At 35.0% G+C, this 12,728-nt stretch carries 14 protein-coding genes; 7 read left to right on the plus strand and 7 right to left on the minus strand.

What is annotated here, in order from left to right:
- Positions 1 to 53: 53 nt before the first annotated feature.
- From DRF58_RS14220 to DRF58_RS14250, 7 genes are all read right to left on the minus strand, one after another.
- Positions 54 to 815, minus strand: coding sequence for an alpha/beta fold hydrolase (locus DRF58_RS14220; protein ID WP_116036389.1), 762 nt, complete (start codon positions 813 to 815; stop codon positions 54 to 56).
- Between the two features lie 125 nt (positions 816 to 940).
- The gene (locus DRF58_RS14225) at positions 941 to 1,393 is read right to left on the minus strand and encodes a tRNA (cytidine(34)-2'-O)-methyltransferase (protein WP_116036391.1); all 453 of its coding nucleotides are present in this window, start codon (positions 1,391 to 1,393) and stop codon (positions 941 to 943) included.
- An 8-nt stretch (positions 1,394 to 1,401) separates the two neighbouring features.
- Positions 1,402 to 1,794, minus strand: a complete 393-nt coding sequence (locus tag DRF58_RS14230) for a hypothetical protein (RefSeq protein ID WP_116036393.1) — start codon at positions 1,792 to 1,794, stop codon at positions 1,402 to 1,404.
- 26 nt (positions 1,795 to 1,820) lie between these two features.
- Complete coding sequence (locus DRF58_RS14235) at positions 1,821 to 2,186, minus strand: four helix bundle protein (protein ID WP_116036394.1); 366 nt, start codon at positions 2,184 to 2,186, stop codon at positions 1,821 to 1,823.
- Between the two features lie 100 nt (positions 2,187 to 2,286).
- Complete coding sequence (locus tag DRF58_RS14240) at positions 2,287 to 3,687, minus strand: nucleoside recognition domain-containing protein (protein ID WP_116036396.1); 1,401 nt, start codon at positions 3,685 to 3,687, stop codon at positions 2,287 to 2,289.
- 183 nt (positions 3,688 to 3,870) lie between these two features.
- Entirely contained in the window at positions 3,871 to 5,097 is a 1,227-nt protein-coding gene (locus tag DRF58_RS14245; protein WP_116036397.1) for a 3'-5' exonuclease, read from the minus strand.
- Between the two features lie 60 nt (positions 5,098 to 5,157).
- Positions 5,158 to 6,690 (minus strand): helicase HerA-like domain-containing protein, encoded by a 1,533-nt coding sequence (locus DRF58_RS14250; protein ID WP_116036399.1) that lies wholly within the window; start codon positions 6,688 to 6,690, stop codon positions 5,158 to 5,160.
- A 100-nt stretch (positions 6,691 to 6,790) separates the two neighbouring features.
- Between DRF58_RS14250 and DRF58_RS14255 the strand changes: the two genes are divergently transcribed.
- The 7 genes from DRF58_RS14255 to DRF58_RS14285 all read left to right on the plus strand — a co-directional run bounded on the left by DRF58_RS14255 (position 6,791) and on the right by DRF58_RS14285 (position 12,595).
- Positions 6,791 to 7,672: a bestrophin family protein gene (locus DRF58_RS14255; protein ID WP_116036400.1), complete on the plus strand. Its 882-nt coding sequence runs from the start codon at positions 6,791 to 6,793 to the stop codon at positions 7,670 to 7,672.
- A 2-nt stretch (positions 7,673 to 7,674) separates the two neighbouring features.
- Positions 7,675 to 8,214, plus strand: a complete 540-nt coding sequence (locus tag DRF58_RS14260) for an RNA methyltransferase (RefSeq protein WP_116036402.1) — start codon at positions 7,675 to 7,677, stop codon at positions 8,212 to 8,214.
- Between the two features lie 170 nt (positions 8,215 to 8,384).
- The gene (locus DRF58_RS14265) at positions 8,385 to 9,038 is read left to right on the plus strand and encodes a CBS domain-containing protein (protein WP_116036403.1); all 654 of its coding nucleotides are present in this window, start codon (positions 8,385 to 8,387) and stop codon (positions 9,036 to 9,038) included.
- 3 nt (positions 9,039 to 9,041) lie between these two features.
- Positions 9,042 to 9,914 carry an NAD kinase gene (locus DRF58_RS14270; RefSeq protein WP_116036405.1) on the plus strand — a complete coding sequence of 291 codons (873 nt, stop codon included), beginning with the start codon at positions 9,042 to 9,044 and terminating at the stop codon, positions 9,912 to 9,914.
- A gap of 104 nt (positions 9,915 to 10,018) precedes the next feature.
- A complete protein-coding gene (fbaA, locus tag DRF58_RS14275) occupies positions 10,019 to 11,086 on the plus strand; it encodes a class II fructose-bisphosphate aldolase (RefSeq protein ID WP_116036406.1) in 1,068 nt (355 codons plus the stop codon).
- 87 nt (positions 11,087 to 11,173) lie between these two features.
- Complete coding sequence (gene accD / locus DRF58_RS14280; RefSeq protein ID WP_116036408.1) at positions 11,174 to 12,031, plus strand: acetyl-CoA carboxylase, carboxyltransferase subunit beta; 858 nt, start codon at positions 11,174 to 11,176, stop codon at positions 12,029 to 12,031.
- Between the two features lie 135 nt (positions 12,032 to 12,166).
- Positions 12,167 to 12,595 (plus strand): DUF6973 domain-containing protein, encoded by a 429-nt coding sequence (locus DRF58_RS14285; RefSeq protein ID WP_394338498.1) that lies wholly within the window; start codon positions 12,167 to 12,169, stop codon positions 12,593 to 12,595.
- Positions 12,596 to 12,728: the final 133 nt, after the last annotated feature.

The raw sequence follows: 12,728 nt of genomic DNA on the forward strand, positions 1-12,728 counted from the left end.
GTAATTAAAACTCAATTTCCTAATGGTTCTGAATATTTTTATTTTGAATAGAGTTACATTACTCTTTTAAGCCATTCATAAAGAATTTCGTTAAACTCATCCGGCTTCTCCATCATTGCGGCATGCCCACATTCATCAATCCAATGCAATTCTGAATTTGGGATAAATTTGTGCATGTCTTCAGCAACTTCCGGTGGAGTTACATTGTCTTGTTTTCCCCAAATGATGCAAGTAGGACAAGTAATTTTCGGTAGGTCATTTAACATATTGTGTTTGATGGCGCTTCTTGCCAACATCACAGTTTTTATACCCTTCATTCTGTCATTCACAACCGCAAAAACTTCGTCTACCAATTCATCAGTAGCGACAATTGGATCATAAAAAACATCTTGAGTTTTTTTCTTGATATACTCCTTATCGCTTTTTCTAGGAAAACTGTCTCCAAAAGTTCTTTCGTACAAGCCAGAACTACCTGTTAGAACAAGATTTCTTACCAATTCTGGACGAGATGTTACAAGAATCAATCCGATATGTCCGCCCATTGAGTTTCCTACAATCGTCACTGGTTTTCCAATAACATCGGTAATGAACTTTGCAACAAACTTGGAAATAGACGCCAAATTGGTATTTAAAATTGGTAAATCATAAATCGGCAACTGGGGAACAAATACCTGATAACCTTTATCCGAAAAGTATTTTATCATCTTATCGAAGTTGCTCAAACCACCCATTAAGCCGTGCAAAAGCACCATTGGATGACCTTCACCCGCTTCTACATAACTATATTTCGTGTCTTTTTTAGTCTTAAAAATCATAATGCTCTCTCGATAACGCGCAAAAATACAAATAAAAGAATTATTTTTTAATGATAATCCTACTAAAGTGGTCAAAATTAAATTTATTTTAACACTGATGTCAATTTATTGATAAGTTTTGATTCTTACTTCAACGCAATCTGCCTTTTGGCTTCACCAACTACAAACGCAACTGAATTGGCAATATTAAAACTTCGAATCAACTTTGACATTGGAATGGTCAAATGATTTTCAAATAAATCCAAAACCTCTTGACTCAATCCACGACTTTCCTTTCCAAAAACGAGCCAATCTCCATCTTGGAATTCATTTTCATAAATCGAATGGGTTGCGTGTGAACTCATTAGAAAAACTCTTGACTTATCCGGAATCACATTCATCCATTCTTCAACATTTTGATATTCGGTGACATCCAGATGAACCCAATAATCCAATCCGGAACGTTTCAAATTAGCATCATTAATGACAAATCCAAACGGATGAATCAAGTGTAATTTACTTTCTGTTCCTACGCACAAACGACCAATATTTCCTGTGTTATTAGGAATTTCCGGTTCTACTAAAACGACATTTAACATTTTGAAATTTAATTTAAGACAACTTTCAGTTCGTTGATTCTATTAATAATTGGCATTGCGAAAATTCCGCTGGTTGTGAGATATAATTCGTAAAAAGTTTTGGCTTTGTCCGCAAAATCCAATTTTCCTTCAGCTCTGTAATGAAACAAAAAAAGATTCCCAAGCATTTCATAGTAATCTGCGTGGTCTTTAGGTTCTCTTTCTTTTACGATTTCGACAATCTCTTCTTTGGACTTTGAAGCAATATCTTCGAAATTGATTTTAAAAATATCTTTCATCAAAGAATCAAAATCCAACTCTTTCTGCATCAAACTTTCTTCGGGTTTTCCAAGCAATAATTTTTCTAAAGCCTGAGTTAATTGTCTTATTAATCTAAGTGTAAAATCTTTATCTTGAATCATATCTTTAGTTGCAAGTTGCAAGTTTTTTAGGTGCGCCAATTGTTTTTAACGTATTCTATGTAATTATGAATTTTTCCTCCAAGTAACAGATATTTTTCTAACACATCTTGACACTCTGTTGCAAGTTCTGGATATAATCTAACAACTTTTCTCAAATGATTTGTCGTCTCATCACAACTTCCGTGGGATATTGTCAAAAATCTTAAGTAATCTGCTTTGTAAATCCTTCTTCCATATCCTTCAACAATATTGGAGTTTACCGAATCCGATGCTCTTCTTATCTGACTTCCCAATTCATACAGCTCATATTTTGGAAGTTTAAATGTCAACCGATGCGTGGTTATAAATAGTTCAAAAGAGATTGTGTAAATATCTAATTTTAAATAGCTCATTTGGTTTTTTTATAAAAGTAAATAATACAATAATAATGACCAAAAAACTAAACATCGAATCTCCCATCTTGCAACCTGAACCTTGCATCTTGCAACTCAACTATCCAAAAAACAAATATGCCAAAACAATCGCAGTAATCACGCCAACCAAGTCTGCCAAAAGCATCGAACCAACGGTGTATCTTGTATTTTTAATTCCAACTGAACCAAAATAAACTGCGATAACATAGAAAGTCGTATCAGAACTTCCTTGAAGAATCGCGGATAATTTCCCAGGAAAACTGTCTGCTCCAAAAGTTTTCATTGTATCAACCATCATTCCGCGAGCTCCTGAACCTGATAATGGTTTTATCAAAGCTGTCGGTAATCCGTCCACGAATCTTGTGTCGAGATGTGATGCGCTGGCAATCCATTTCATTCCGTCTATAATTACATCAAAAACGCCACTTGTTCTTAGTAAAGAAATCGCAATCAACATCCCAACCAAATACGGAATAATCTTGACACAAACCGTAAACCCTTCTTTTGCACCATCGATAAACGCATCGAAAATGTTGATTTTTTTATAAACTGCGCCGAGAACTATTGCGAAGAAAATCAGCAGGATAATTCCATTGCTCATCACTTTGCTGAATGAGTCTAATTCTTCTTTATTTAACTGAACCAGATACAAAACCAGTAATGCTATAATCGCAGAAATTCCGCCAACGTAAGCTAAAACAATCGGTTGAAAAAGATTGATTTTTTGTCTGATAGAAACAATTATCATCGCTGCCATTGTTGCACAAAAAGTCGCAATCATACACGGAAGAAAAATATCTGTTGGTGTTTCAGAACCCATTGATGAACGAATCGCAATAATGGAAACAGGAATCAATGTCAATCCGCTGGCGTGCAGACAGAGAAACATAATTTGTGTGTTGCTTGCTTTGTCTTTATCTGGATTTAAGGTTTGGAGACTTTCCATTGCTTTGAGTCCAAACGGTGTAGCGGCGTTGTCTAGACCAAGAAGATTGGCGCTGAAATTCAGCATCATATGTCCAAATGACGGATGGTTTTTAGGAATCTCTGGAAATAATTTTGAGAAGAATGGCTGAATCAAGCGGCTGAGGAAATTAATTCCGCCTGCTTTTTCAGCTATGCTCATAAATCCCATAAACAAAGCCATAATTCCAATTAGTTTGAGACAGATATTGACTGCTGTTTCGCTGGTTCCGATAACACCGTCGGTTTCTGCAACTCTGTAAGTTTTGACGTTTTGAAGAGAATCCATTTTGTAATGGATGTGACTGTCTTCGAAATCAGGATTTGATAATAATGATTTCTGAATCTCACTCGACATCTGAACCAATGGTTTTTGAGAAATCTGAATCGTATCACCTCCTTTTCCAACAACCATGTCGTTGAAAATTTGGCTGTAATTCTCAGAACTAAAATATTTGACAGATGCCACCGCAATTGCAATTATGATGAAGGCGGACCAAATCCTGCTTAGAACCATTCGGAAAATTAATTTTTAGTAAATGTATGAAAAGATATGAGATTTTAGAAGTTGGTTTTTAAAACTGTTTATGCTTTATAAACACACATTTGTCATCCCGTGGGAATCTAAACTGCAGAGATTCCTACGGAATGACAAAGACTGATTTCAAACAGAAAACTTTTGTGTCTTTTGTGATTGAAATTATTTTTCAGGAAGCGGAGAAACCTCAAACTCATTTCTCAAAAGTGCCAATTGCAAATCATTTTGAAGCTCTTGCGAGAATCTCGAAACAGGTAACATCAGCTTTTTAATTTTATCCAAAGATTGAATCTGATGATACAATTCGTAAAAACCAAAACCTGTCAATTTTCCATTTTCTAAGATTAGGAAAGACTTTTCACCCAAAGTTCTTCCTGATGCTGACCAGATTTCGTTTCTCTTTTTTAGATTGATTTTTTGAGTGAATTCAATCAAATTTTTCAGTTCTTCTTTGGACTTGATATAATTAATGGCTTTCAGACCTTGCGTAAAACTCTTGAATCTCAACAACGGTTTTTCCTCCTGTTCTTTTTTGATTTTTTCGAGAATAAATTTGTTCTTCCTATAAAACAAACCGAATGTCAAAGGTTGTCTTTTTTGGATGCCTTTGTTCTGCATCATCAGTTTGGCGATGAGGTCGGTTCCTGTCAGCTCGTAAGAGATTTTTTCGGTCTCGTCTTGCAGTTTTTTGTACTTAGCTTTATCAGAATCGAAGATTTTTTTCGCTGATTTGTAAAGGTCTTCAACAACATCGGAATAGATAATTTTTCCTTCGCTGTTTTGAAAATACAAAATTCCACGTTCGTTAGGAAGGTCTTCTGTCAGAACCTGAATTTTATTGATATAATTCTTGGCGTGATTTTCCTCTTGTTGAGATTGGATGATTTCGTTGTTTTGGTCTTTAATCATTAATAATTTGAACAAATCCAAAGTCGCTCTCGCGTCGCCACTTGCACGATGCGCTTCACTCAAAGGAATTCCAATCGATTTGCAAAGCTTACTCAACGAATAACTTTTCTCATCAGGAATCAATTTTTTAGCTAAAGGAATTGTATCTAAAGTGTTGATTTTGAATTCGTAACCAAGGCGTTTGAATGATTGGCGAAGCATTCTGTAATCAAAATCGATATTATGTCCAACCAAGATAGAATCCTGCGTGATTTCAACCACTCGTTTTGCAATCTCGTGAAATTTTGGAGCAGTCAAAACCATTTTCGAAGTGATTCCTGTCAACTTTTGAACAAAAGCGGAAATCTCACTTTCGGGATTCACGAGCGAGATAAATTGATCTGTAATCTCGTGACCGTCAAATCGATAGATGGCAATTTCTATAATGCTTTCTTTCCGAAAAGGCGCTCCGTTACTTTCTATGTCTATTACCGTATACATCTACATTTTTTCGTTCTACAAATTTAAGAAACTTCATTTTTAAAATTTCAGCTGGTATTATTATCTTCTTTTTTTCATACTGAACATTCCCAAAATAAACTTCGCACCTTCTCTTGCTAAAGTATTCAGAAAAGTTTTTCCAGCTCGGCTTTCGATGACTTGTTCAAACATTCCCTGTTCTTCTTTTGGTTGCGCTGTTTTTCCTCTTGTCGGCGTTGGAATTACGGTTTGAGTATGTTCTTCGATTCTTTTATTAAGGATTTCGTAAGCACTTTCTTTATCGATTGTCTGCTCGTATTTTCTGACTAATGAAGAGTTGTTCGTCAATTCATCAATTTCTGATGAAGTTAAAACATCCATTCTACTCTCGGGTGAAATCAAATAAGTTTGAACCAATGGAGTCGGAATTCCTTTTTCGTCAAGAGCAGTTACAAAAGCTTCTCCGATTCCAAGATTTTGGATGAGTTCATTCGCTTTATAAAACTCAGTGATTGGATAATTTTCTACAGCTTTGTCAATTTCTTTTCTGTCTTTCGCGGTGAATCCTCTCAAAGCGTGCTGGATTTTCAAACCCAACTGACTCAATATATTTTCAGGAACATCGCCCGGAATCTGAGTGATGAAATAAATCCCGATTCCTTTGGAACGAATCAATTTCACCATTGTTTCAATCTGAGAAAGCAATGCTTTTGAAGCCTCGTTGAAAATCAAATGCGCTTCATCAATGAATAGAACCAATTTTGGTCTTCCACTGTCGCCTTCTTCAGGAAAAGTCATATAAATCTCTGCAAATAACGACAGCATAAATGTCGAGAAAAGATTCGGTTTGTTCTGAATGTCATCCACTCGGAAAATATTAACAACGCCTTTTCCGTCTCTGGTTTTTAGCAAATCTTCAACATCAAAACTTGGTTCTCCAAAGAAAGTAGAAGCGCCTTGTTGTTCCATTGCGACAATACTTCTGAGAATGGCTCCCAAAGATGCCGGTGCAATCGAACCATAATTGTCTGCTAATTCTTTTTTGCCAATCGGATTATCAGTCACATATTGAAGAACTTTTTTCAAATCCTGCAAGTCAACAAGCGGTAAAGCTTTGTCATCGCAATATTTGAAAACAATCGACATAATACTTTGCTGAGTGTCATTCAAATCAAGAATTTTACTCAATAAAATCGGTCCAAATTCCAAAACTGTTGCTCGAAGTTTCACGCCTTTTGCGCCGGAAATGGTCATCAATTCTACCGGAAAATTCTGTGGCGAATAAGGTAATTGTGTTTTGGCATAACGGTCTTTGATATTGTTATTTTCAGTTCCGGCTTCGGCAATTCCGGAAAGGTCACCTTTGATATCCATTACCAAAGTTGGGATTCCTGCGTGTGACAATTGCTCTACAAAAACCTGGAGTGTTTTGGTTTTTCCAGTTCCTGTTGCACCTGCGATTAGTCCGTGTCTGTTAACGGTTTTCAAAGGAATCGAAACGTTGACTTCGGTTACGACTTCGCCATCCAGCATTCCTTTTCCTAGAATAATATGGTCTCCTTTCGGATTATATTTTGCGTTGAGGTCTGTGATAAATTTCTCTTTATTGGACATCGATTGGTTTTTTAATCGCTTAAATTTAGAAATAATTCCTTGAAATCTATCTGAAAATTAAAATTTCTAACACTTATCTTTGCAAATAAGATTCTCATCTATGCGCGCTTACAACACCAAAAATTTCTTGAAAATCCTTATCAGTCTTCACAAAAGTGATACGCTGAGTATTCTTTTCCCAACAATGCTACTTGTAGGAGCTTATTGTTATGGGATTTATTATTTAGAAATAGAATATCTGCACTTGAATTCTAAATCATCAGTCATTAATGTTGGGATGATTCATTCCTTGCTTGGTTTTGTTTTGTCTTTGTTGTTGGTTTTCAGGACTAATACAGCTTATGATAGATGGTGGGAAGGAAGAAAACTTTGGGGGAAATTAGTGAATGATAGTCGAAATTTTGTTATTAAAATTAATAGCATTCTTCCGGAAAATGATGTTAAAAATCGAGCTCAGATTGCAAAATATCTTAGATTTTTTCCACATTTTTTAGCAAATCACCTTTCCAAAGAATCTACAAGATTGGTTTTGGACGAAGACTTTTCCGATTTGCAGAAAGAACTCCAGCATCATCCGCCAGCTGAATTGGTTTTTCTTTTAACTAAAAAATTGCACCAACTCAAAAAAGAAAATAAAATCTCTGATACAGAAATGTTGTTTCTTGATACGCAATTGTCGGGGTTTTTGGATGTCTGTGGCGGTTGTGAGAGAATCAAAAATACACCAATTCCTTACTCGTATTCATCATTCATCAAGAAGTTTATTATCTTTTATGTAATGGCGCTGCCTGTTGCTAATGTTGTGAATCTCGGTGGTTTTATGATTCCGATTACGATGTTTGTTTATTATGTTCTGATGAGTTTGGAGCTGATTGCGGAAGAAATCGAAGACCCGTTTAATAATGATGAGAACGATATTCCTATGGAAGCAATCTCTCAAAATATAGAAAGAAGTATAAATTTAATTTCAAATAAAGCCTGATTTTGACAAAGAAACTGAAACTCGAAGAACTTGGAAGAATAGATGTAGAAACCTTCAAGAAAACTGTGAAGATTCCATTAGTTGTAATTCTTGACAGCGTGAGAAGTATGCATAATGTTGGCGCAATTTTCCGAACGGCTGATGCTTTTTTGGTAGAGAAAATTGTTCTTTGCGGAATCACACCTCAGCCACCTCATCGTGAAATTCACAAAGCTGCATTGGGCGCAACCGAAAGTGTAGATTGGATTTTTGAAGAAAATATCAATACTGCCATTGATAATCTTAAGAAAGAAAATTTCAATATTATCGGAATCGAACAAACTTCAACAAGTCAACTGATTTCTGATTTTGAAATTAATCCTGAAAAAAAATACGCTTTAATCCTAGGAAATGAAGTAGATGGAATCTCGGACGAAGCTTTAGATAATATTGATACTTTCCTTGAAATTCCTCAACTTGGAACCAAGCATTCTCTTAATGTAAGTGTCTGTGGCGGAATTGTAATTTGGGAATTTGCGAAACATCTTGGAATTAGAAAATAAAAAACTGCAAACACAATGAAGTGCTGCAGTTTGAAATAAATCTAATAAAAAGTAAAAATGAAAGGCGACAAAGATATGTTTTTTGCTTAATACAACGCAATACTTTTTATAAAAATTTATAAAAAATTTTAAAATCTTTTGTGGCTTAGGAATTTTTGTAAATTAGCATAATGTTTATAAAAGATTATATATCGAAGGATTATCCGATTTTCAACTCTCGGGACTCTATAGAAGAGGCTTGCGAGACTGCGAAAGAGTTCGGCTATTCTCACGTATTTATAATAAAAGGAGGAGTTTTTCAAGGCGGATTGAGTCAGTCTTTTTTGGAAGACAGTCCGGAAGGAAATTTAGACAGTCTTAATATTCATTATGAGCGTTTTGCGATAATGGAAGATAGTAGTCTTCTTGATAGCATCAAGCTTTTTCATACTTTCAATGCTAATGTGATTCCGGTAATTTCCAAAGAAGAAAAATATCTGGGTTACATCTCTTGCGACGATATCTTCAATGAGTTTTCAAAATATCCTTTGTTTTCTGAAAATGGAGCAATTCTTACGATTCAGACCAATGGACTTCATTACTCTATGACAGAAATTACTCAAATCGTGGAAAGTAACAATGCGAAAATCTATGGCACTTTCATCAGCGCAATAAGAGAAGATAGCATAGAAATCACACTTAAAATCAGTAATGAAAATCTAAGTTCTATAGATGAGACTTTTGAAAGATACGGTTATAACGTCACCAATAAACATTACGACGACGAGAAAGAAGAGTTGTTGAAAGACCGATTTGGGTTTTTTCAGAAATTTTTGGAAATATAATTTATGAAGGCAGCTATCTATTCTCAAAAAAAAGATCTTGATACGTTTTTGTATCTCAATAAATTTATTTCTGAACTGGCACTCAGAGAGGTTTCGGTGGTTCTGCATTCGGAAATGGCAGAAAAGCTTAATTTCTCTAAAGAATTTGATACATTTTCCTGCAAAGAGGAACTTAAAAATAAAAATGTCAACATTGTTTTCAGTTTTGGAGGCGATGGGACAATTCTGAATGCGCTGACTTTTATTCAAGACCTTGAGATTCCAATTATTGGTGTTAATACAGGGCGATTAGGATTCTTAGCGAATTTTAGAAAAGACCAGATTTTCGACGAATTGGATTCTATTATTCTTGAAAAAAATTATAATATTAGCGAGCGTTCTGTTATCAAGATTACTACGGACAGCAATTCTGAAATTGATTTTCCTTTTGCTTTGAATGATGTGAGTCTTTCAAGAAAAGAAACAACATCGATGATTACTGTGGAATCTTACATCAATGAAGAATTCCTAAATGTTTTCTGGGGCGATGGATTGATTGTTTCTACACCGACTGGTTCTACGGCTTATTCGTTAAGTTGTGGCGGGCCGATTATTTCTCCAGCAAATGATAATTTCGTTATCACACCAATTGCGCCTCATAATCTGAATGTTCGTCCATTAATTGTTAAAGATGATTCTAAAATCAGACTAACTGTAAAAAGCCGTGTTCCAGAATATACTTTGGCTTTGGATTCTCGGCTTTATCATATGGAAGTCGGAAATGAAATCATGATAGAAAAAGCAGAATTCTCACTCTTTCTGATTAAACCGAAAAATTTCAGCTTCTATGAAACCATTCGCCAGAAACTACTTTGGGGAAATGATAAGAGGAATTAATAAAAAAATACTAGTCTTGACATAAGGTATATAAATTGAAACTTGGAATAATTAATAATTTCGTAAGTTTACAGTCCAAAAAAAATCTTAAAAAATATAATAAAATGAGCAGAAAATTTCCGGCAGGAGTTGCCACTGGTTCTTTAGTAACAGAAATATTCGATTATGCCAAAGAGAAGCAATTTGCGCTTCCTGCAGCTAATGTAATTGGTTCTAGTAATATCAACGCAACATTAGAGACTGCTGCGAAACTTAATGCACCTGTAATTATTCAGTTCTCAAACGGAGGTTCTATCTTCAACGCTGGAAAAGGTTTGAGTAATGAAAATCAAAGAGCTGCGGTTCTAGGAGCTGTTGCTGGAGCAAAACATATCCACACTTTGGCAGAAGCTTACGGAGCAACTGTTATCCTTCACACAGACCACTGTGCGAAAAAATTGTTACCTTGGGTAGATGGTCTTTTGGATGCAAGTGAAGAATTTTACAAGCAAAACGGAAAATCTCTTTACTCTTCTCATATGTTAGATTTCTCTGAAGAACCAATTGAAGAAAACCTTGAGGTTTCTGCAAAATACTTCGAGAGAATGAACAAAATGGGAATGACTCTTGAAATCGAATTAGGTGTAACTGGAGGTGAAGAAGATGGTGTTGACAACTCTGATGTTGATAGCTCAAAACTATACACTCAGCCAGAAGAAGTAGCTCACGCTTACGAAGTTTTGAAAGCTGTTTCTGATAACTTCACAATTGCGGCAGCTTTTGGTAATGTACACGGTGTTTACAAACCAGGTAACGTAAAATTGACTCCAAAAATTCTTGACAATTCTCAGAAATATGTTCAGGAGAAATTTGGAACTGGAGAAAAGCCTGTAAACTTTGTATTCCACGGAGGTTCTGGTTCTACTTTGGAAGAAATCAGAGAAGCTATCGGTTATGGTGTTGTAAAAATGAACATCGATACAGATTTGCAATTCGGTTATACAGAAGGAATCAGAGATTATATGACTGAGCAAATCGAATATTTGAGACATCAAATCGGAAATCCAACTGGAGCTGATGCGCCTAACAAGAAATTCTATGACCCAAGAGTTTGGGTAAGAAAAGGAGAAGAAACTTATATTAAGAGATTGACTCAGGCTTTTGAAGACCTGAACAATATTAATACACTTTAATTAAATTATAAATTTTAGATTATAAATTTTAAATGTCACTGATGCTTAATTTTTATAATCTAAAATCTAAAATCTAAAATTCTATCAATGGCATTTGATTGGTTTAAAAGAAAGACACAAAATATCACCACTTCTACAGAAGACAAAAAAGACGTTCCAAAAGGACTTTGGCATAAAACTCCAACTGGAAAAATTATAGAAGCTGAAGAACTTAAAGCTAATAATTTTGTTTCTCCAGAAGATGGTTTCCACGTAAGAATTGGAAGTAGAGAATACTTCGATATGCTTTTTGATGATCAGAAATTCAAAGAGCTTGATGCTGAGGTGGAAAGTGTTGATATTCTTAAATTTAAAGATACCAAATCGTACACAGATCGTCTGAAAGAGGTTAAATCAAAAACAAAATTGACAGATTCTATCCGTAACGCCACCGGAAAAGTAAACGGTGTGGAAATGGTAGTTTCTTGTATGGATTTTGCTTTCATTGGTGGTTCTTTGGGTTCTGTGATGGGAGAAAAAATTAGAAGAGCTATTGACTATTGTATCAAAAATAAACTCCCTTATATGATTATCTGCCAATCTGGTGGAGCTAGAATGCAGGAAGCAGCTTACTCATTGATGCAATTAGCAAAAGTTCAAGCGAAATTGGTTCAGCTTTCTGATGCAGGTTTGCCTTACATCGCTTATTTGACCGACCCGACTTTTGGTGGAATCACGGCTTCCTTTGCAATGACAGCAGATTTGATTATTGCTGAGCCAAGTGCATTGATTGGTTTTGCTGGTCCTAGAGTTATCCGTGAAACGATTGGTAAAGATTTACCGGAAGGATTCCAAACATCGGAGTTCTTGCAGGAAAAAGGTTTTGTAGATTTTATCGTGAAAAGGACAGAAATCAAACAACAGGTTTCCAGAGCAGTTAAACTTTTGATCCACGAATATCATTAATCAAATTATTAATGTGAAAATATACTCTCTCAAATCTGAGAGAGTTTTTTATTGATGAGATTTGTAGGTATATTTTTTAGAACACTGAAATCCTTAACCCTGAAAAAACTTTTCAAGGTATTTTCTGTTGGGATAATGCATCCGTTGTTTGCAATATTGTATGTGTATGCAAGCTTTAAAGCATTCAAAATAGCAAAAGAATTATATCCGAAGACCAATTCTAATAGTGGGATAGGAAATGCGTTTCGACACGCTTATTGGTGTTGTATGATAATGATGTATTTCTGTAAAGTTTCTTCACCTGAGAAATCTCTCAAATGGTGCAAAAAGTTAACAAATATGCACGAAGAACTTTTCCCTAATGAACCTTTGGAAACTAAAATGGACTTGCATAATAACAAAATTGGGATGGATTATTTTATGAGTCTTTTGCCGGGAGTTCATCGTCAGTTTTTCGAGAGTAGTTTTTTTATAGAAGGACTTCAGAAAAAATTAGAAGAAGCGGTTTTGATCAAATCAATTGATGAAGAAGTTGATGAAAATATCTTAATCTATTTAGAATAAAAAGAATCCGTCTCACAACAAAATTTGAGGCGGATTTTTTTGTTATAAAAGTTTTTCAATATTTTAAGAAAAAGTGAAAAGTTGTCCTCTTCAGGCAACTTTCTTTCTTAAATTGTGTGCTAAAGCGTGTAAT

It is taken from the genome of Epilithonimonas hispanica (assembly GCF_003385395.1).
Taxonomy (GTDB): domain Bacteria; phylum Bacteroidota; class Bacteroidia; order Flavobacteriales; family Weeksellaceae; genus Epilithonimonas; species Epilithonimonas hispanica.